18 protein-coding genes are annotated in these 19,681 nt (G+C 69.9%); 11 read left to right on the top strand and 7 right to left on the bottom strand.

Annotation, left to right across the window (positions count from 1 at the left end):
* The first annotated feature begins 156 nt into the window (after nucleotides 1-156).
* The 5 genes from ACWDRB_RS14795 to ACWDRB_RS14815 are packed head-to-tail and all read left to right on the top strand — an operon-like array spanning nucleotide 157 to nucleotide 5,617.
* Nucleotides 157-1,419 carry a glycerophosphoryl diester phosphodiesterase membrane domain-containing protein gene (locus tag ACWDRB_RS14795; RefSeq protein WP_449894018.1) on the top strand — a complete coding sequence of 421 codons (1,263 nt, stop codon included), beginning with the start codon at nucleotides 157-159 and terminating at the stop codon, nucleotides 1,417-1,419.
* On the top strand, nucleotides 1,416-2,099 hold the full coding sequence (locus tag ACWDRB_RS14800; protein WP_449894020.1) for a DUF4129 domain-containing protein: 684 nt from the start codon (nucleotides 1,416-1,418) through the stop codon (nucleotides 2,097-2,099). The genes ACWDRB_RS14795 and ACWDRB_RS14800 overlap by 4 nt, the downstream gene beginning before the upstream one ends.
* Nucleotides 2,096-3,274, top strand: coding sequence for a DUF4350 domain-containing protein (locus ACWDRB_RS14805; RefSeq protein WP_449894023.1), 1,179 nt, complete (start codon nucleotides 2,096-2,098; stop codon nucleotides 3,272-3,274). The genes ACWDRB_RS14800 and ACWDRB_RS14805 overlap by 4 nt, the downstream gene beginning before the upstream one ends.
* The gene (locus ACWDRB_RS14810; protein WP_363962484.1) at nucleotides 3,264-4,244 is read left to right on the top strand and encodes an AAA family ATPase; all 981 of its coding nucleotides are present in this window, start codon (nucleotides 3,264-3,266) and stop codon (nucleotides 4,242-4,244) included. Before ACWDRB_RS14805 ends, ACWDRB_RS14810 begins: the two co-directional genes overlap by 11 nt.
* Nucleotides 4,244-5,617 carry a DUF58 domain-containing protein gene (locus tag ACWDRB_RS14815; RefSeq protein ID WP_449894026.1) on the top strand — a complete coding sequence of 458 codons (1,374 nt, stop codon included), beginning with the start codon at nucleotides 4,244-4,246 and terminating at the stop codon, nucleotides 5,615-5,617. Before ACWDRB_RS14810 ends, ACWDRB_RS14815 begins: the two co-directional genes overlap by 1 nt.
* Before the next feature lie 18 nt (nucleotides 5,618-5,635).
* On the opposite strand, the gene ACWDRB_RS14820 is transcribed toward ACWDRB_RS14815, so the two are convergent.
* Nucleotides 5,636-6,628 carry a stage II sporulation protein M gene (locus ACWDRB_RS14820; RefSeq protein WP_350728402.1) on the bottom strand — a complete coding sequence of 331 codons (993 nt, stop codon included), beginning with the start codon at nucleotides 6,626-6,628 and terminating at the stop codon, nucleotides 5,636-5,638.
* A gap of 51 nt (nucleotides 6,629-6,679) precedes the next feature.
* Here ACWDRB_RS14820 and ACWDRB_RS14825 point away from each other — a divergent pair, with 51 nt between their 5' ends.
* Entirely contained in the window at nucleotides 6,680-7,612 is a 933-nt protein-coding gene (locus tag ACWDRB_RS14825) for an RDD family protein (RefSeq protein ID WP_449894028.1), read from the top strand.
* A gap of 25 nt (nucleotides 7,613-7,637) precedes the next feature.
* On the opposite strand, the gene ACWDRB_RS14830 is transcribed toward ACWDRB_RS14825, so the two are convergent.
* Both ACWDRB_RS14830 and ACWDRB_RS14835 read right to left on the bottom strand, forming a co-directional pair.
* Nucleotides 7,638-8,984 carry an LVIVD repeat-containing protein gene (locus ACWDRB_RS14830; RefSeq protein WP_449894678.1) on the bottom strand — a complete coding sequence of 449 codons (1,347 nt, stop codon included), beginning with the start codon at nucleotides 8,982-8,984 and terminating at the stop codon, nucleotides 7,638-7,640.
* A 103-nt stretch (nucleotides 8,985-9,087) separates the two neighbouring features.
* The gene (locus ACWDRB_RS14835; RefSeq protein ID WP_449894680.1) at nucleotides 9,088-10,428 is read right to left on the bottom strand and encodes an LVIVD repeat-containing protein; all 1,341 of its coding nucleotides are present in this window, start codon (nucleotides 10,426-10,428) and stop codon (nucleotides 9,088-9,090) included.
* Nucleotides 10,429-10,645: 217 nt separating this feature from the next.
* On the opposite strand from ACWDRB_RS14835, the gene ACWDRB_RS14840 reads away from it, so the two are divergent.
* The 3 genes from ACWDRB_RS14840 (at nucleotide 10,646) to ACWDRB_RS14850 (ending at nucleotide 12,437) form a co-directional block, all read left to right on the top strand.
* Nucleotides 10,646-11,281, top strand: coding sequence for a DUF305 domain-containing protein (locus tag ACWDRB_RS14840; protein WP_397368275.1), 636 nt, complete (start codon nucleotides 10,646-10,648; stop codon nucleotides 11,279-11,281).
* Between the two features lie 431 nt (nucleotides 11,282-11,712).
* Complete coding sequence (locus tag ACWDRB_RS14845; RefSeq protein ID WP_355190777.1) at nucleotides 11,713-12,066, top strand: hypothetical protein; 354 nt, start codon at nucleotides 11,713-11,715, stop codon at nucleotides 12,064-12,066.
* Nucleotides 12,067-12,083: 17 nt separating this feature from the next.
* Entirely contained in the window at nucleotides 12,084-12,437 is a 354-nt protein-coding gene (locus tag ACWDRB_RS14850; protein WP_397368276.1) for a YbaB/EbfC family nucleoid-associated protein, read from the top strand.
* Nucleotides 12,438-12,455: 18 nt separating this feature from the next.
* Here ACWDRB_RS14850 and ACWDRB_RS14855 read toward each other — a convergent pair whose 3' ends face one another.
* The 3 genes from ACWDRB_RS14855 to ahcY all read right to left on the bottom strand — a co-directional run bounded on the left by ACWDRB_RS14855 (nucleotide 12,456) and on the right by ahcY (nucleotide 16,375).
* Complete coding sequence (locus ACWDRB_RS14855) at nucleotides 12,456-13,424, bottom strand: WXG100-like domain-containing protein (protein WP_449894031.1); 969 nt, start codon at nucleotides 13,422-13,424, stop codon at nucleotides 12,456-12,458.
* Nucleotides 13,425-13,518: 94 nt separating this feature from the next.
* Complete coding sequence (locus ACWDRB_RS14860; RefSeq protein WP_449894033.1) at nucleotides 13,519-14,754, bottom strand: adenosylhomocysteinase; 1,236 nt, start codon at nucleotides 14,752-14,754, stop codon at nucleotides 13,519-13,521.
* A gap of 193 nt (nucleotides 14,755-14,947) precedes the next feature.
* The gene (gene ahcY / locus ACWDRB_RS14865) at nucleotides 14,948-16,375 is read right to left on the bottom strand and encodes an adenosylhomocysteinase (protein WP_449894035.1); all 1,428 of its coding nucleotides are present in this window, start codon (nucleotides 16,373-16,375) and stop codon (nucleotides 14,948-14,950) included.
* Nucleotides 16,376-16,477: 102 nt separating this feature from the next.
* On the opposite strand from ahcY, the gene ACWDRB_RS14870 reads away from it, so the two are divergent.
* Nucleotides 16,478-16,816 (top strand): MerR family transcriptional regulator, encoded by a 339-nt coding sequence (locus ACWDRB_RS14870; protein ID WP_192790205.1) that lies wholly within the window; start codon nucleotides 16,478-16,480, stop codon nucleotides 16,814-16,816.
* 4 nt (nucleotides 16,817-16,820) lie between these two features.
* Here the strand turns inward: ACWDRB_RS14870 and ACWDRB_RS14875 are convergent, their stop codons facing one another.
* Complete coding sequence (locus ACWDRB_RS14875) at nucleotides 16,821-17,897, bottom strand: alpha/beta hydrolase (RefSeq protein WP_355190768.1); 1,077 nt, start codon at nucleotides 17,895-17,897, stop codon at nucleotides 16,821-16,823.
* A gap of 77 nt (nucleotides 17,898-17,974) precedes the next feature.
* Between ACWDRB_RS14875 and ACWDRB_RS14880 the strand changes: the two genes are divergently transcribed.
* Nucleotides 17,975-19,681, top strand: coding sequence for a phosphatidylglycerol lysyltransferase domain-containing protein (locus ACWDRB_RS14880; protein WP_449894039.1), 1,707 nt, complete (start codon nucleotides 17,975-17,977; stop codon nucleotides 19,679-19,681).

Raw genomic sequence — 19,681 nt, forward strand, 5'->3', positions numbered from 1 at the left:
CCCGCGACCGCAATCTCAAGTCTGCGGTAACAGAGCAACTTTCTGCCATCCCCTGGACGTGAACCTCGACCGGATTCTCCGTCGAATACGGCAAGGATGAGACGGCGAATGCGCTCAGCGACACCAATGCCCCGTTCAGCATGCCAGGATTGGGATATGTCAGACGGTCACGGTCCCCCGCCCGAGACGCCATCAGGCTGGTCGGCCGAACAGCCCCCGCCCTACAGCGCCCCGCCGGCCTCCCCGTGGACCGCGCCAGGCGCGCCACAGCAGATGCCCTACGGGCAGCCGTACGGGGAGCCCCTTCAGCAACAACAGCCACTGGGACCCGGGCCCCAAACACCCTATCCGCCCTATCCGCATCCTCAGCCCGGTTACGGCTACGCGCCGCCACCACCGGCGCTGAGACCGGGCATCATCCCGCTGCGCCCCCTGGGCCTCGGTGACATCCTCGACGGCACGATCAAGCTGATCCGGTCCAACCCGAAGGCCGTGCTCGGCCTGTCGGCCGTCGCCGCCCTGCTCGCCTCCGTGCCCGTGGCCGTCGGCCAGGCGTTCGTGCTCGACACCATGAGCGGCGCGTTCACCGACCCCGAGAGCGCGTACACCTCCTCCGACCAGCTCACCAGCGTGTACGGCGTCGCCGCCCAGTACGGCGGCACGCTCGTCTCGTACATGGTCCAGTTCGTCGTGGTCACGCTGCTGACCGGCGTGCTGACCAGGATCCTCGGCCGGGCCGTCTTCGGCGGCACCATCACCGCCGGGGAGGCGTGGCGGCTCGTCAAGGGCAGGGCGCCCGCGCTGTTCGGCGTCGTGGCGCTGATGGCCGTCATCATGCTGGTGCCGCTGGTCGTGATGGTGCTGCTCATCGTGGTGGTCGCGTTGAACGTCTCCTCCGGCGGAGCAGGCGTGGTCCTCGGGCTGGCCTTCCTGTTCATGATCGCCTACCTCGGCTACTACCTGTTCTTCACGACCCGCTTCGCCTTCGCCTCGCCCATCGTGGTGCTGGAGGGCAGAGGGGCGATCGAGGCCATGCGGCGCTCGTGGCACCTGGTGACCGGCGACTTCTGGCGCGTCTTCGGCATCCTGCTGCTCACGTCCCTGCTGGTCGGGCTCGTGGCGGGCGTCCTGTCGGTGCCCTTCACGCTGGCGGGCACGCTGTTCGGCATGTTCGGCGCGGGCTCGGTGGCCACCACCGTCGTGTCGGCCGTGCTCATCGCCCTCGGCGGCACGCTCGGATCGATGCTCACCTATCCGTTCCAGGCCGGGGTCGCCGGCCTGCTCTACGCCGACCGGCGCATGCGCAGCGAGGCGTTCGACCTCGTGCTGCAGACGGCGGCCATCGAGCAGCAGCGCCAGGGATGGGTGCACTCCTCCGCGGACGAGCTCTGGCACCCCTCCAACTCCGCCAGGCCGTGAGCCCGATCGACAGGGAGGAGGCCGCGCGCCGGGCCGCGGAGGAGCTCCTCAAGCCTGCATACGAGAAGGAGTCCCTGCTCGACCTGATCTACCGGCGGGTCATGCAGTTCCTCGGCGACCTGGTGGACACGGCCGCGGGCGGGGGCGCCGCCGGAGGGGTCATCGCCTCCGTGATCATCGTGCTGGTCATCCTCGCGCTGATCGTGCTGATCTCGTGGCAGCTCCGCAAGGCCAGCCGCAAGAACGCGCTCGCCGTGGGCGGGCTGTTCGGGGAGCGGGTGATGACGGCGGCCGAGCACCGGGCGGCGGCCGCCGGGCTGGCCGCCGAGCAGCGCTGGACCGAGGCCGTCCAGGAACGGCTCCGCGCCATCGCCCGTGACCTGGAGGAACGCGCGCTCGTCGACGGCATGCCGGGGCGCACGGCCGACGAGCTGACCAGTGAGGCGGCCCTCTCGCTGCCCGGCTTCGCCACGAGGCTGGCGGCGGCCGCCCGGTCGTTCGACGACGTGACGTACGGCGGTGTGGCGGGCACGCGGGAGGCGTACGAGGAGATGGCCGACCTGGACGAGCAGCTCCGCCAGGCCCGCCCGGTCCCGGTCGGGGCCGGCGCGGCGGCCACGGCCTGGACCCCGGTCGGCGCGGCCCCGGGCGAGCGGCCCGGGACGGGCGGGAGCGCATGAGCGTCCTCACGCGTCCCGCCGACGGCGCGTCCTCCTCGACCTCGCCCACCGCGCGCTCCACCTGGCGCGGCAGCCGGATCATCGTCCTGCTCGGCCTCATCGTCGTGCTCATCGCGGTCGCGGGCGTCCTGTTCGGCCCGGAGCGGGGCCCGTCGCGGGCCCTGGACCCCGACGACACCACTCTGGCGGGCTCCAAGGCGCTGGCCGAGGTGCTCAGGTCACGGGGCGTCACGGTGGACCGGGTCGACTCCGTGGAAGCCGCCGCCGCCAAGGCCACGACCGGCAACCGGCTGCTGCTGATCACCGACATGTCGTACTTCGACGAATACAGCCTGACCCGGATCCAGGGCGACCGGCTGATCGTCGGCGACCTCCCCGGTCTCGACGCGCTCGCCCCCGGCGTGCGCAGCGAGCCGGCCCCGGCGCGCACGCGCTCGCGCGAGCCCGAGTGCTCGCTGCCCGCCGCCCGGGCCGCCGGCAGCGCCTACCTGGGCGGCGCCGTCTTCCGCGGCCCCACCGGGGCCACCGGCTGCTACCCGGCCGGCGACGGATACACGCTGGTCAGCTTCCCGCAGGCGGGCGGCGTGACCACGGTCGTCGGCGACGGCGGCTTCATGACCAACCAGCGCCTGGCCGAGGACGGCAACGCCGCGCTCGCGCTCAACCTGATCGGCACCGGCAGGCCCGTGACCTGGCTGGTCCGCCCCGCGACCCCGCCGCCCGTCGCCGAGCTTCCGGGCGAGCGGGGCAAGTCGATGTACGACCTCATGCCCGAGAGCATCCGCTGGACCGTCTACATGTCCCTCATCGCCCTGGCTCTCACGGCGTTCTGGCGGGGCAGGCGGCTGGGCCCCGTGGTGACGGAGAAGCTGCCGGTCATCGTGCGCGCGGCCGAGACCGTCGAGGGCCGCGGCAGGCTCTACCGGGCCAGGCGCGCGCGGCAGCGGGCCGCGGAGTCGCTGCGCGAGGGCACGATCGACCGGCTCACGCCCAGGCTGGGGCTCGGATCGGGGGCCGGGCCGAACGAGGTCGTCGCGGCGCTCGCCGCCCGCACCGGCCAGGACGCCCACCAGGTCGGCGCGGCGCTCTACGGGCCACCACCGGTGGACGACGCCGGGCTCGTCGGGTTGGCCGGATATTTGGACTTCATCGAAAGGCAGGTCAGTGAACTCTGAGGAGACGTTCCGCGTCCCGAGCTCGGGCGACTCGGCGAGGGAGGCGCTGGGCGCGCTGCGCGCCGAGGTGTCCAAGGCCGTGGTCGGCCAGGACGCGGTGGTGACGGGGCTGGTCATCGCGCTGCTGTGCAGGGGGCACGTGCTGCTCGAAGGCGTGCCCGGCGTGGCCAAGACGTTGATGGTGCGCACGTTGTCGGCCGCCCTGTCCCTTGACTTCAAACGGGTGCAGTTCACGCCGGACCTGATGCCTGGTGACGTGACCGGCTCGCTGATCTACGACGCGAAGACCGCGGAGTTCGAGTTCCGCGAGGGGCCGGTGTTCACGAACCTGCTGCTCGCCGACGAGATCAACCGCACCCCGCCGAAGACCCAGGCGGCGCTGCTGGAGGCGATGGAGGAGCGGCAGGTCAGCGTCGAGGGCGCGGCGCGGCCGCTGCCCGACCCGTTCGTGGTGTGCGCGACGCAGAACCCCGTCGAGTATGAGGGCACCTACCAGCTCCCCGAGGCCCAGCTCGACCGGTTCCTGCTCAAGCTGACCGTGCCGCTGCCGCCGCGCGAGCAGGAGATCTCCGTGCTCGAACGGCACGCCCGCGGCTTCGACCCGCGCGACCTGAGCGAGGTCAAGCCCGTAGCCACGGCCGACGACATGGCGGCCGGGCGGGAGGCGGTCTCGAAGGTGCACGTGGCGCCCGAGGTGCTCGGCTACATCGTGGACGTGGCCCGCGCCACCAGAAACTCGCCGTCGCTGCAGCTCGGCGTCTCGCCACGTGGCGCCACGGCGCTGCTGGCGGCCTCGCGGGCGTGGGCGTGGCTGTCCGGGCGCCCGTACGTGACTCCTGACGACGTCAAGGCGCTGGCCAGGCCCGCGCTGCGGCACCGGATCCAGCTCCGGCCGGAGGCCGAGTTGGAGGGCGCGACCGCCGACGGCCTGCTCGACGGCATCCTGGCCTCCGTACCGGTCCCGCGCTGATGGCTCTCACGGGACGTGCCGGGCTGGTCGCGGCGATCGGGATCGTCGTGGTGCTGCTGGCGCCGCAGCCCGGGGCCGCGCTGGCCGGGGTCTGCCTGCTGCTGGCCGCCGCGATCGTGGTGGACCTGGTGTTCGCCGGCGCGGTGCGCCCGCTGAGGTTCCACCGTTCCGGCGACACGCTCGTACGGCTCGGCCAGCGGGCCACGGTCGAGCTGATCGTCGAGAACCCGGGCCCCCGCCGGGTGCGCGGCGCGCTCAGGGACGCCTGGCCGCCGTCGGCGGGCGCCACACCGCGCGTCGCCGACCTGAACGTGCCCAAGGGCGAGCGCCGCAAGATCGTCGTGACGCTCGCCCCGACCAGGCGCGGCGACCGCTCGTCCGTGGCGGTCACGGTGCGCTCGGTCGGCCCGCTGGGCCTGGCCGCCCGCCAGGGCAGCCACCAGGCGCCGTGGTCGGTACGCGTGCTGCCGCCGTTCCTGTCGCGCAAGCACCTGCCGTCCCGGCTGGCCCGGCTCCGCGAGCTGGACGGCCAGCACCCGGCTCTGGTGCGCGGTCAGGGGACGGAGTTCGACTCGCTGCGGGAGTACGTGGTGGGCGACGACGTGCGCTCCATCGACTGGCGAGCCACGGCGCGCCGCCACGACGTGGTCGTACGCACCTGGCGCCCGGAACGCGACCGTCGCGTGCTGATCGTGCTCGACACCGGCCGCACCTCGGCGGGCCGGGTGGGCGACGCGCCCATCCCCATGGCCGGGGCCGCCGCGGGCGGCGCCGGGCTGCTCGTACGGCCGGATCCGCGGCCGGCGCCCGGCTGGCCGCGGCTCGACTGGTCGATGGACGCCGCGCTGCTGCTGGCCGCGCTGGCCGCCAGGGCCGGTGACCAGGTCGACTTCCTCGCCTACGACCGGGCGGTGCGCGCCTGGGTGAGCGGGGCGTCACGCACCGAGCTGCTGTCGTCGCTGGTCAACGTGATGGCGCCGATCGAGGCGGAGCTGATCGAGGCCGACTCGCAGGGCATGGTCGCGGCCGTCCTGTCGCGGGCCAAGCGGCGCTGCCTGGTCGTGCTGCTCACCGACCTCAACGGGGCGGCCCTGGACGAGGGGCTCATGCCGGTGCTCTCCCAGCTCTCCTCGCGCCACCTGGTGCTGGTGGCCGGGGTGTCGGACCCTCGGGTGGCGGCCATGGCGGGGCGCCGGGCGTCGGCCGAGGAGGTGTACGACGCGGCGGCGGCCGAGCACGCCCAGCTCGAACGCCGGCGCATCACGGCCCGGCTGCGGCGGCACGGGGTGGAGGTCGTGGACGCGCCCCCGGAGGACATCGCCCCCGCGCTCGCGGACGCGTACCTGGCGCTGAAGGCGGCCGGGCGGCTGTAGGGCCTGGACCGGGGGACGTCAGGCCGTCGGGGCGACGTCCGGGGCGCGTTCGAGGTCGCCGGTCTCGTTCTGGCGCAGGGCACGGCGGCCGAAGGCGATCACGTACAGCAGGAAGCCCACCTCCGCGAGCGCGCCGATGCTCACGCGCGCCCACGTCGGCAGCCCGGACGGCGTGACGAACGCCTCGATCAGGCCCGACACGAACAGCACCACGACCAGCCCCAGCGCCACGCTCATCACCGCCCGGCCCTGCTCGGCCAGGGCCTCCGTCCGCCGGCGCGGCCCCGGGTCGATGACCGTCCAGCCCAGGCGCATCCCGACCGCCGCCGCCAGGAACACGGCGGTCAGCTCCAGCAGCCCGTGCGGCGTGATCAGGCCGAAGAAGATGTCCAGCTTGTCGCGGGAGGCCATGAGACCGCCGGAGACGCCGACGTTCGCGGCGTTCGAGTAGAGCACGTACGGGATCGGCAGGCCGAGCAGCACCGAGTAGATGATCGTCTGCGCCGCGACCCACGCGTTGTTCACCCACACCTGGCTGGCGAAGGAGGCGGCCGGGTGCTCGGAGTAGTAGTCGGCGAAGTCGTGGTCGACGAGCTGGGCGATCTCGTCCGGCGAGCCGATCGTCGCCTGGACGTCGGGGTTGGCCGCCACCCACGCGCCCATCACCCAGGCGACCGCGATGAACGCCACCGTGCTCCCCAGCCACCACCACCGCGCCCGGTAGGCCACCACGGGGAACGACACCGTGAAGAACCTCACCAGCTCCCGCCAGGCGGGCGTGTGCGCCCCGGTCACCGCCGACCTGGCCCGCGCCACCAGCGCCGACAGCCGACCGGTCAGCATCGCGTCCCCGGACGAGGAGCGCACGATGGACAGATGGGTGGACACGCGTTGGTAGAGGTCCACCAGCTCGTCCACCTCGGCACCCGTCAGCGACGAACGACGCTTGACCAGATGATCGAGCCGGTCCCACACGGGGCGGTGAGCTGTGACGAACGCATCGATGTCCACCCGAACATTCTGGCCGCTCAAACACCAGTACATAGCCGTTAGGCTCCACATATGTCTGAGGTTGTGACCGGCGACGCGGTCGTCGTCGAAGTGCGGATCGCCCAGATGCCCTCGCGCGCGCTGGCGATCGTCATCGACATGGCCGTGCAGTTCACGGTGCTGATCGCCGCCTATGCGATCTTAGGCGCGTTCTCGGTCATCTCGGACTCGGCCATGTTCGGGGCCGCGATGATCGTGTTCATGGTGCTGGTGCTGGTCGGCTACCCCGTGATCTTCGAGTCGCTGACCAGGGGACGCAGCCTCGGCAAGCTCGCGCTCGGGCTCCGGGTGGTCAGCGACGACGGCAGTCCCGAGCGCTTCAGGCAGGCGCTGTTCCGCGGCCTGGCCGGGGTCGTGGAGTTCTGGATGCTCTCCGGGGCGCCCGCGCTGATCGCGTCGCTGGTCTCGCAGCGGGGCAAGCGGCTCGGCGACGTCTTCGCCGGCACCATCGTGATCTCCGACCGGGCTCCGCGCGACTCCGGGCAGCTCATCGTGATGCCGCCGCCGCTGGCGGCCTGGGCGGCGACGCTGGAGCTCTCCCAGCTCCCCGACGAGGTGGCGCAGGCGGCCCGGCAGTACCTGTCGCGGTGGCACGACCTGTCGCCGCAGGTCCAGCATGAGATGGGGGTGCGGATCGCGACCCAGACGGCGTCCTTCGTCTCGCCCGCGGCGCCCGCCGGGGTGCCGCCGCACGCGTACCTGAGCGCCGTCCTGGCCGAGCGCCGCAGGAGGGAGCAGGTACGTTTCGCGCAACGCGCCGCCAACGGCCGCCCGCCCCAGGCCCCCTACGCGCAGCCGGCGCCGTACCAGCCCCAGCCGCCCTACGCGCAGCCAGGCCCGTACCAGCCTCAGCCCCCGGCGTCCTACCAGCCGCAGCCTCAGCCCCGGCCCCCCGCGCCGGAGCCGCCGAGGGCGACTCCGGGCGGGTTCGCGCCGCCTCAGTGAGAGCGGCGCACAGGGACGGAATCGGTCACCAGTTGCGGTACGACTCCTGCGTCTGCACGTTCAACCGGTCGGTGCGGACGTGCCTGGCGTTGTTCGTGAGCGGGTCGGTGACCTTGACGACGTCGAGGCCCTCGTGGAAGTCGGCCGCGTAGATGTAGCCGTTGTAGTAGTACGCGGACCAGATGCCGCCGCCACCGCCGGCCGAGCGCGGGCCGCGCTCGAAGTAGCCGATCTCCCTCGGGTTGGCCGAGTCGGTGAAGTCCCACACCGACAGCCCGCCCATGTACCAGGCCTGGACCATGATGTCCCGGCCCTTGACGGGGATCAGCGAGCCGTTGTGCGCGACGCAGTTCTCGCTGTCGGCCTGGTAGCGCGGGATCTTGAAGTAGCTCTTGAACGTGAACTGCCCGTTCGAGATGTCGTAGATCGCGTCCGCGCCGCGGTTCGGCCCGGTGGCCTCGTTGCAGGTGGCCCCGCCGCCGCCGCCGAGCTCGTCGGTGAAGACGACCTTCTTGGCGTCGTTGCTGAAGGTGGCCGAGTGCCAGAACGCGAAGTTCGGGTCCGTGGTCCTGGCCGTGACCTTCGGGTTCAGCCGGTCCGAGATGTCGAACAGCACGCCGTCACCCATGCACGCGCCCGCCGCGATGTCCTTCTCGGCGTAGGCGGTGATGTCGTGGCAGCCGCTGGTCGGCAGGAGCAGGCCGGGCTGGGTCTCGTTGCCGCCGTCGGGGAAGACCACCGGGGTGGCCGCGACCGCCGCCGCCGTCGGGTTCCTGAGCGGCACCTTGATGATCGAGAGCTTGTCGTGCGGCGGCTGGCAGTCGGGGAACGTGGCGTTCGGGTTGTAGGACGAGACGTAGATGTAGACGTTCTTGTTCCGGTCGCGGCCCTTGCCCGGCACCAGGGTCAGGGTGTGGGAGCCGCAGTTGGTCTCGACCGACTTGATGTACTTCGGGTTGGCCTTGTCGGAGACGTCGAAGATCCGGACGCCTTCCCAGGCCTCCTTGTGGTCGGCGGTCAGCGCCGTGCTGTTGCACGAGTCGTCGCTGCGCGAGGAGTCCACGGCGGTGAACAGCAGGTCGCCGTAGACGCTGACGTCCATCTGGGAGCCGGGGCAGACGACCGAGCTGACGGGCTTGGCCTTCTTGGGGTTGCTGATGTCGTAGATCGAGAAGCCGCCGTAGTTGCCGACGTAGGCGTAGTCGCCCTGGAAGGTGATGTCGGTGTTGATGGTGCCGGCGATCGGGGCGGGCTTGGGGATGTTCAGCACGTGGGTCACGTTGGGGCTGGTGACCACGGCGTCGGGCGGTGGGATGTCGGTGGCCAGGGCGGGAACGCTCGTCAGCGCTAACGCGACGGCGGCCGCGGCCATGACGAGGGCACGGCGCGGATTGAACACTCCGAGACTCCTTATCGCATATGTCTGGATAAGTGAAAACGGCGAGGACCCGGTCGGGGCCCTCGCCGCCTGGGGATCAGTGGCCGTATTCGGGATACGACGTCTGGGTCTGCGCGTTGAGTGAGCGCATCTTGACGCCGTTCGCCCGGTTGGTACGCCAGTCGTTGATCTTCAGCACGTCCAGGCCCAGGTTGAAGTCGGACCCGTAGATGTAGCCGTTGTAGTAGTACGCGGACCAGAAGCCGCCGCTGAGCGCCGGCGCGGTGTTGTCCGGGCCACGCTCGAAGAACGCGATCTCCTGCGGGTGGGCCGAGTCGGTGAAGTCCACCACCGAGATCCCGCCCTGGTACCACGCCTGCACCATGATGTCCCGGCCCTTGACCGGGATCAGCGAGCCGTTGTGGGCCACGCAGTTCTCGGTGTCGGCCTGGTGGCGCGAGATCTTGAAGTAGCTCCTGAACTGGAGCTGCCCGTTCACGATGTCGTAGTACGCGTTGGCGCCCCGGTTCGGGCCGATGGCCTCGTTGCAGGTCGCCCTGGTCCCGCCGCCGAGCTCGTCGGTGAAGATGACCTTCGTGCCGTCGTTGTTGAACGTGGCCGAGTGCCAGAAGGCGAAGTTCGTCTCGTCGCGCACGGTCGCGGTGACCTTGGGCTGCTCGGGGTTGCGGATGTCGAGCAGGATGCCGTCACCCATGCAGGCGCCGGCGGCGATGCCCTTCTCCGGGTAGGCCGTGATGTCGTGGCAGCCGGTGGTGGCGGACTTCCCGGCCGGGTAGGGCTGCTGGACGCCGCCGTAGCCGCCGTCGGGGAAGAGGTTCGGCGTGGCGATCACGGTGGCGGCCGTCGGGTCGCGCAGCGGCACCTTGATGATCGAGATCAGGTCATGGGGCGGCTGGCAGTCGGGGAACGAGGCGTTCGGGCTGTAGGAGGAGACGTAGATGTAGACGTTCTCGCGCTTGCGGTCGGGCACCAGCGTGTTCGTGTGGGAGCCACAGTTGGTCTCGACCGACTTGATGTACTTCGGGTTGGCCTTGTCGGAGACATCGAAGATGCGGATGCCCTCCCACGACTCCTTGACCGACGCGGGCTGCGAGGTGCTGTTGCACGAGTCGTCGTTGCGGGAGGAGTCGACGGAGCCGAAGAGCAGGTTGCCGTAGACGGACATGTCCATCTGGCCACCGGGGCAGACGACCGAGCTCACCAGCGAGGTCCGCTTCGGGCGCTTGATGTCGTAGATCGAGAAGCCGTAGTAGTTGCCGACGTACGCGTAGTCGCCTTGGAAGGCCATGTCCGTGTGGATGTCGGCCAGAGCCTCGGGCTTGGGCACGTTGGTGACGTGCTGGATGTTGGGGCTCATGACGATCTCGCCAGGAGCCGGGATGTCCGCGGCCTGAGCCGGTAAGACGGCGCCGACCATCGCCACGACCGCCGTGACCAGGGTGAGGGCCCTGCGGAGGGAGAACACTAGGGATCCTCCTATAAAGAGAGCATAAATCTACGCCATCCTCGCGTTTCCCCCCTCGACTGGCCAAGCAGACAACTTGTCAAATTTTGTTCCTGTTCACTCTCTTTTAATTTGTCCACTTATGGCCTAGAGTGCGCATTCTCGTCCGAGTCAGTCAGGGAGGTTGTGGGTGCGCGCCGCGCTCATCGTCATCATGGGCACGGTCGTTGCCCTCTCCGGCTGCACCTCCTCCTCTCCGCCGCCGGCTCCACGGGCCGACTCGACCGCGCCCGTGCTCGCTCCCGGCCGCCCCGGGGAGCAGGCCAGGACGCTGTCGCCGAGCGAGGCCGCCACCGCCGTGCCCTCGGCCACGGCCAACGCGTCCGACATCAAGTACGTCCAGGACATGATCGTCCACCACCGCCAGGCCCTGGACATGTCGCTCCTCGCGCCCACCCGGGCCGAGTCTGCCCAGCTGAAGAACCTGGCGGGCCGGATCAAGGACGCCCAGGGGCCGGAGATCCAGTTCATGACGACGTGGCTGCGGGAGCAGCAGCAGACGGTGCCCGAGCACCACGCCGCGCATGAGGGCATGCCGGGGATGGCCACGCCCGCCCAGATGGAGGCCCTGAAGGCGGCCAAGGGCAAGGACTTCGACCGGATGTTCCTGGAGCTCATGATCAACCACCACCTGGGGGCGATCAAGATGTCGGAGCAGGTGCTGACGAGCGGCTCGCACATCCGGGTCGAGGAGCTGGCCAGTGACGTCAGCGTGACCCAGGCCGCCGAGATCCGCCGCATGCAGCAGATGCAGTCCGCCCTTTAGGAAGGCCGGAACTTCGAGGACGGGGGCCTCGTCCCGGCGCTAAAGTACACTATCCCTGCCGGTAGTGCAGGCAATGTGCGAGGAGGATGTCACGTCCAATGGCAGATTCAAACGCTCCATCCGCATCGCCAACGCCGTCGGCCACCCCCACGGGGTCACCCACACCGAGCCCCACCGGAACCCCCACGGGCACACCCACTGGCACACCCACTGGGACACCCACGTCCAGCCCCACGCCCACCCCAAGCTCCCCATCCCCGACGCCCAGCCAGAGTCCGACGTCGCCAAGCCCTTCCCCCACACCCACCCCGACGCCCACGCCATCGTCGTCGCCAACCAAAGCGCCTGTGGCGTCGCCGACTCCCACGACTGCCCCCACGTATCCCGTCCCCACCCCTTCGCCCAGCTCACCCGGCCTCGGCCGCCCGGGCATGCCGAACATCGATGTCCGCGGGAGCACCTTCACAGGGGCGGCCGGTGGCTTCGTCACCGAGCACGACGAGCTGGCCAGGGACGCCCGCCGCATTCTCGACGCCATCACCGCGCTGGGCGACTTCGCCGGCACGGACGAGACGGCGAACACCTTCAAACAGGGCTACTCCACCGGGTTGAAGAAGGCCGAGACGTACGTCAACGCGTTACGCGACGTCTATCCCGGGATCGCCGAACGGCTGGCCGGCATGAAGACCGGCTTCGACGTCGCACACTGGGCCAGCATCCAGTCCCTGCCGAAAGTGTCCGACCCGCCCAAGTACTCGAAGTCGGACGGAAAGCTCAACCCCTGACATTGTTCGGAGACCTGATGCCCACACCAGACGACGGCGCCAACTTCCTCGACGAGGAGATGCAGCGCCTTCTCGCCCAGTTCCAGGCCGACCTTCGGCCGCTGGAAGAGCTGCGGGAGAGCCTCAACGACATCCGCGGCCGCGGTGAGGCGGCCAATGGCCAGGTGAAGGCCGAGGTGCTGCCGAGCGGCGCGCTCGGCGGCCTGCGCATCGACCCGCGGGCGATGCGGCTCGGCGCGGACGCGCTGGCGGAGGCGGTGCTCGCCGCCGCGAACGACGCCGCCGCGGACCTGGCCAAGCAGATGGCCGGGATGATGACGGACGGCCTGACCCCGTTCGCCGACGAGGTCAGGCGTTTCAGCCGGGAATAGCTACGTGGTCACCAGCCGTCAGTATCCGCGCCAGCGCCTGAACTGGTCCTGGCCCGCGGCGACACCCAGCTTGGCGAGCATCTGCTCCCAGGTGGGCAGCAGGCTGGCCGGATCGTCGATCACGTCGCCGGGGCGGTTGAGCGCGTTCGCCGTGGAGGTAAAGATGGAGGACCCGGTCAGGAACCACATGGCGTCCTGCGCCGCCTTGTTCTTCGGCAGCAGGTTGGCGCCCTTTCCGAGGAATTCGATGGCGTTCTTCCCCGCCTTGTTCTTCGACAGCAGGTTGGCGGCCGCCTTGAAGTTGGCGGGATCCACATGGTAGAAGACCATGCACGCCGCGAAGTTCTTCACCATGTACTCGCCGCGGTCGCCCCACGACCCCATGTCCTCGCCGCGCCCCAGCTTGACCCCGTCGACGAGCAGCTGGTCGAGGGCCGTGTAGGCGAGGCTGCCGCCGACGGCGTAGATGAAGCGCTTGCCCACCGCGTGGTTGAACAGCTTGAGCAGCAGCCCGGCCTGCCTCCTGCGCATCGCCCAGTTGATCAGCACCTGGACCTTCTTGTCGATGGCCGGCCAGCAGAAGAACATCAGCAGTTCGAGCCACTGGATCATGGCCATCGTGTGGAGCGCGTGCTGGGTCTGCTCCAGCATGTCCGCGTAGTCGTCGACCGCGTCGGCCAGCCCGCGGAGGTACGCGGACACGTGCGGCGGATAGGGCGCGAGATCTTCGTTGAAGTATTTCCTGAAGGCGTCGACCCCCGCGCCGGAGCTGGGCGGCCGCCACACCGTTCGCGCGACGTCCTCCACGTCGTCCAGGCTCGTGTCCACCCGCGTGGCCAGCTGCCGCAACAGGCGCGCGGCCTCGCGCGCCTTGGCCGGGTCGCCGTCGGGGTAGGCGACGGACAGCATCTGCAGGACCACGGCGCCGACACCGAGGGCGGAGAACGCGAACCCTCCCATCGGAAGGGACTTGGGGGATGGACTCACGTGGCAGACCCTTTCTCCACCGGACATACCAGGATCATCCGATCATCCTGCAATATCATCGGCCACGCCAACCCCACAGCCCTCTCGGGCCCCTCTAGGAGCCGACCCTCCAGGAGTGGAGATACTCCTCCTGCTCGGGCGTGAGCTCGTCGATCCCGATCCCGGCCGCGGCCAGCTTCAGCTTGGCGACCTCGTGGTCGATCTCCTCCGGGACGTCGTAGACGCCGGGATCGAGGCGGGAACGCTCGCCGGCCAGCCAGACCACGGCCAGGGCCTGCGCGGAGAACGACATGTCCATGACGGCCGCGGGATGGCCTTCGGCGGCGGTGAGGTTGACCAGCCGGCCCTCGGCGAGCAGCAGCAGCCTGCGGCCGTCGGGCAGCACGTACTCGTCGGTGTTGGGCCGCACCCCCCGGTGCACCTCGGTGGCCAGCTCGTCCAGCGCGCGCACGTCGATCTCCACGTCGAAGTGCCCGGCGTTGGCCAGGATCGCGCCGTCCTTCATGACCGACAGGTGCTCGGCCCTGATCACGTCGCGGTTGCCGGTCACGGTGACGAAGAGGTCGCCGAGCATCGCCGCCTGCGCCATGGGCCGGACCTCGTATCCCTGGAGGGTCGCGTCGAGGGCCTTCACGGCGTCGATCTCGGTCACGATCACCCGCGCGCCGAACCCTTTGGCCCGCTCGGCCACGCCCCGCCCGCAGAACCCGAACCCGGCCACGACCACCGTGCGCCCGGCCAGCATGGTGTTGGTGGCGCGCATGATGCCGTCCAGCGTGGACTGCCCGGTGCCGTAGCGGTTGTCGAACATGCGCTTGGTCCGGGTGTCGTTCACCGCCACGACGGGGAACCTCAACGCGCCCTCGGCGGCCATCTGCCGCAGCCGGATGATCCCGGTGGTGGTCTCCTCGCACCCGCCCGTGACGTGTTCGAGCAGGTCGGTGCGTTCGGTGTGGAGAATGTTCACCAGGTCGCAGCCATCGTCGAGCACGAGGTCGGGCTCGAGGTCGAGCGCCTGGTGGATGTGCCGGTAGTAGGTGGCCCGATCGACGCCGGCCCGCGCGTGCACGGAGATCCCGTAAACACGCAGCGCCTCGGCCACGTCGTCCTGCGTGGACAGGGGGTTGGACGCGGCGAGCGCGATCTCGGCCCCGCCCGCCTTCAACGCGCCCATCAGAACGGCCGTCTCGGCGGTGACGTGCAGGCAGGCGGCGATCTTCAGCCCGTCCAGCGGCCGTTCGATGCCGAACCGCTCTCCGATCGCGGTCAACACCGGCATCGAACGAGCGGCCCAGGAGATCTGCCGCTCGCCACTTTCCCAGAGATCCATGCCAGCCCTTTGAGCGAAGAAGACGGCCAAGAACACGCGTCGTCACGGCGAGCGACCCGTGAGCCTTCACGACCGGCCATGACGGACGGCCACTGACGTCGGCGCGTGCGGCCCACCGTGCGCAGCCGTAAAAAACGGGTTATAGCGGAAAGCTCCGGGAGGCGAGAAACCACCTCCCGGAGCTCAAGACGATTTAGTACCGGTAGTGGTCGGGCTTGTAGGGGCCCTCGACGTGGACGCCGATGTAGGCGGCCTGCTCCTTGGTGAGCTCGGTGAGCTTGACGCCCAGGGCGTCGAGGTGCAGGCGGGCGACCTTCTCGTCCAGGTGCTTGGGCAGCGTGTAGACCCCGATCGGGTACTCGGCCGTCTTCGCGAACAGCTCGATCTGCGCGATCACCTGGTTGGTGAACGAGTTGGACATGACGAAGCTCGGGTGGCCGGTGGCGCAGCCGAGGTTCATCAGGCGGCCCTCGGCGAGGACGATGATCGAGTGGCCGTCGGCGAAGACCCACTCGTCGACCTGCGGCTTGATGTTGTTCTTCGTGATGCCGGGCTGCTTGGCGAGGCCGGCCATGTCGATCTCGTTGTCGAAGTGGCCGATGTTGGAGACGATCGCCTGGTGCTTCATCTTCGCCATGTGGTCGGCGGTGATGATGTTGAAGTTGCCGGTGGAGCTCACGAAGATGTCGGCGATGCCGACGACCTCGTCCAGCGTGGTCACCTGGAAGCCGTCCATGGCCGCCTGGAGCGCGCAGATCGGGTCGATCTCGGTGACGATGACGCGGGCGCCCTGGCCACGCAGCGCGTCGGCGCAGCCCTTGCCGACGTCGCCGTAGCCGCACACCACGGCCACCTTGCCGCCGATGAGCACGTCGGTGGCGCGGTTGAGGCCGTCGATGACGGAGTGGCGGCAGCCGTACTTGTTGTCGAACTTGGACTTGGTGACCGAGTCGTTGACGTTGATGGCCGGGAAGAGGAGCTGGCCGTTCTTGTGCATCTCGTAGAGGCGGTGCACGCCGGTCGTGGTCTCCTCGGTGACACCCTTGATGCTCTCGGCGATCTTGGTCCACCGCTTGTCGGCGCCGACCGTGCGGGTGAGCAGGTCGATGATGACGTGCCACTCCTCCGGGTCGTCGGCCGTGGCGGCCGGCACGGCGCCCGCCTTCTCGTACTCGGCGCCCTTGTGCACCAGCAGCGTGGCGTCGCCGCCGTCGTCGAGGATCATGTTGGGCGCGTCACCGCCGGGCCAGGTGAGGGCCTGCTCGGTGCACCACCAGTATTCCTCCAGCGTCTCGCCCTTCCAGGCGAACACCGGCACGCCCTGCGGGTCGTCCGTGGTGCCGTTGGGGCCGACGACCACCGCGGCGGCGGCGTGGTCCTGCGTGGAGAAGATGTTGCAGCTGACCCAGCGGACTTCGGCGCCGAGCGCGACGAGCGTCTCGATGAGGACGGCCGTCTGGATCGTCATGTGCAGGGAGCCCATGATCTTCGCACCGCGAAGGGGCTGGGAGGCCGCGTACTCCTTGCGAATCGCCATGAGGCCGGGCATCTCGTGCTCGGCGAGCCGGATCTCCTTGCGGCCGAAGTCGGCAAGTGAAAGGTCTGCGACCTTGAAGTCCATCGGGTTTCCCCTCGCGTCACTGATGGTTGTCCCGACGAGTTTAGGCGGCCCTTCGAGGGGTGCGCATCTCGAGGCGGCCGAAACTGACGTAAGAATGTAAGAATGCGTATCACGGAGGCCGCGAAGCGGCTCGGCATGTCCCCTCGAATGCTCCGATATCGGGAGGCACTCGGTCTGCTGCCGCCCGTGCGGGAGCAGGGGGCGCACCGGCGGTTCGGGCCCGACGAGCTGGCCGCGGTGGCGCAGGGGGTGGAGCTGGAGAAGCAGTTCGACGTCTCACCCGCGGAGCTGGCCTTCGCGCTGCGGGTGCTCAGCGAGCCCACGGTGGCGGCGGCCGTCCGCGACCTCGGGATACGGATCGGGCGGATCCAGGTGCCGCGCCGGGCCCTGGACTTCGAGAAGGAGAAGGCACTGCGCCTCCTGCGTCCCTCCGGCCGCTGACCATTCAGGCGGCGGGGGTGACGAGTTGCTGGGCCAGCCACGGGAGGGCCTGCGGGAGCTCGCGGTTCCAGGTGTTGAAGTTGTGCCCGCCGCTGGGCAGGATCAGCGAGGACGCCCGCATCGGCGGCTTCACCGCACTCAGGAACCTCATGGTCGCCGGATAGTCGCTCTCCCCCTTCCTGCTGCTGGTGACGAGCACGTTCACGGGGGGCGCGGGCAGGTTGGCCAGCCGCCACATCAGATCGTTGCGCTGTTCGACCGACTTGTCCCCGTGGAACAGGTCGCCGGTGGTGCTGTCGACGATCGTCTTGAAGTAGCCCGACTGCGAGACCGCCGCGGAGAACTGGTCGGGATGGCTCATGACGATCTTGAGTGCGCAGTAGCCGCCGGTCGAGCCGCCCAGGATGCCCCACGAGTCCCGGCCCTCCGCCACCCGGTAGTGAGTGGTCATGTCATGTTTGACGTCGTTCGTGAAGTACGCCTGGATCTGCGGCCCGTTCGGCACGTCCACGCACTCGGTGTCGCGCGGCAGCACCACGCTGGGCCGCATCATGACCAGGACCGTGGGCTTGACCTGGTGCTGGGCGATCGCCTTCGCCATCCGGCCGGGCAGGTCGAGCCGGGTCATGAGGTTGCGCGGGTCCCCCGGGTAGCCGGTGAGCGCGATGATCGCGGGGAAGCGCTCCGTGGTGTGCTTCAGGTACGCCGTGGGCAGGAACACGTACGCCTCCTCGCTCAGGCGCGTGGACGGCCCCGGCATGATCACCTGTTCGATCCGCCCGCCCGGCACCGAGCGGGTGCTCAGCACCTGCAGCCCCGAGGCGGCGACCGTGATCGGCGCCGTCCCCGTGTCGGTGCCCAGGAGATCGTTCCAAGAGCTGTAGAAGGCGAAGTACTGGTTCACCGCCAAACCGAGGGCGGCCAGCGTGAACGCCTGGCAGACGGTCAGCGCGCCCACCCGGCCCAGCACGGCGCTCAGGCGCGCCGCGCTCAGCCGTGGCCACAGCCACACCGTCGTCGCCAGCGCCGCCACAGCCAGCACCGAGAAGGTGACCAGCAGGCCGATTGAGTTCAGTCCCATGAGGCATGGAATACAGGGAGGGCCGTAAGCAGGGAGTTAACATGGAGATTACCCGGCCGGGTCTTCAATCTCGGAGTGTGAAGCGCTCCTGGATTCGTGCCGTCGCCGCCTACGCGTCGTTGGTGGTCGGTCTGCTGGACATCAGCAAGGCGGTGTTCCCCCGTTTCGAGCACAGCCGCATGGGTGTGTGGACGGACATCCTGCCGGGCATCGTCACGACCTTCGCCCGAGCGTCCTCCCTGGTCGTCGGCATCATGCTGATCATGCTCGCGCACGCGCTGCGCCGCGGGAAGGTGCGCGCCTGGCGCGCGGTCGTGCTGCTGCTCCCGGTGAGCGCCGCCGTGAGCTTCGTCCACCTGCGTCCGGCCTCGGCCGTGATCAGCCTCGCCCTGCTGGTCCTGCTCGTGTGGGGCAGGGGCGAGTTCTCCGCGCTGCCCGACCCACGCTCGCGCTGGCGCGCCCTGGGGAACCTGCTCGTGCTCGGCGCCATCGACGTGGGCCTCGGCTACCTCATCATCAGCGCCCGCCCCCACGTGATCGTGGGCCGTCCGAGCGTGCTCGACCGCCTCGAACACGTCCTGCTCGGCCTGGTCGGGATCGAGGGACCGGTCACGTTCACCGTCGAGCGGATCTCCGACCTGGTCTACTTCTCCCTGGTCGCGCTCGGCACACTCACCGCCGTCTCCACGCTCTACCTGGCGCTGCGCCCCGAGCGCCCGGCCGCCGAGCTCACCGAGGACGACGAGCGGCGCCTGCGCGCCCTGCTCGCCCAGCACGGCGAACGCGACTCGCTCGGCTACTTCGCGCTGCGGCGGGACAAGAGCGTCCTGTTCTCCCCCTCGGGAAAGGCGGCCATCGCCTATCGCGTCGTGTCCGGGGTCATGCTGGCCAGCGGCGACCCGATCGGCGACCGCGAGGCGTGGCCGGCGGCGATCAAGGTGTTCATGAACGAGGCCAGGCGGCACGCCTGGGTGCCCGCCGTCATCGGCTGCGGCGAGACCGGCGGCGAGGTGTGGACGCGCGAGGCCAAGCTGTCCGCGCTGGAGATCGGCGACGAGGCCATCGTCGACGTCGCCGACTTCACGCTGGAGGGCCGCGCCATGCGCAACGTCCGCCAGATGGTCAACAGGACCGAGCGGAACGGCTACACATGCCACGTGCGCCGCAGCGCCGACCTGACCGGCCAGGAGCGCGAACGCGTCCAGCAGGCGGCCGACTCCTGGCGCGGCACCGAGACCGAGCGCGGCTACTCCATGGCGCTCGGCCGCTTCGGCGACCCGGCCGACTCCCAGTGCCTGGTGGCCACCGCCCACAAGGACGGCGAGCTCAAGGCCGTGCTGCACTTCGTGCCGTGGGGGCCGCACGGCATCTCGCTCGACCTGATGCGGCGCGACCGCGGCGCCGATCCGGGGCTCAACGAGTTCCTGATCGTCAAGACCCTCCAGGCCGCGCCGGCCCTGGGCATCACGCAGGTCTCACTGAACTTCGCCATGTTCCGCGCGGTCCTGGCCCGCGGGGAGCGCCTCGGGGCCGGACCGGTGCTGCGGGCCTGGCGGGCGTTGCTGATCTTCCTGTCGCACTGGTTCCAGATCGAGTCGCTGTACCGGTTCAACGCCAAGTTCCGGCCGATCTGGGAGCCCCGCTTCGTGGTCTATCCGAACGCCCGCGACCTGCCCCGCATCGGTGTCTCGGCGTTGCAGGCCGAGGCGTTCATCACCCTGGGCCGGCCCCGCAGGCCCCGGCTGCGCCTCCCGCGCCTCCGCCCGGCCCAGCTCACGTCGTGA

The organism is Nonomuraea sp. NPDC003707, assembly GCF_053587055.1.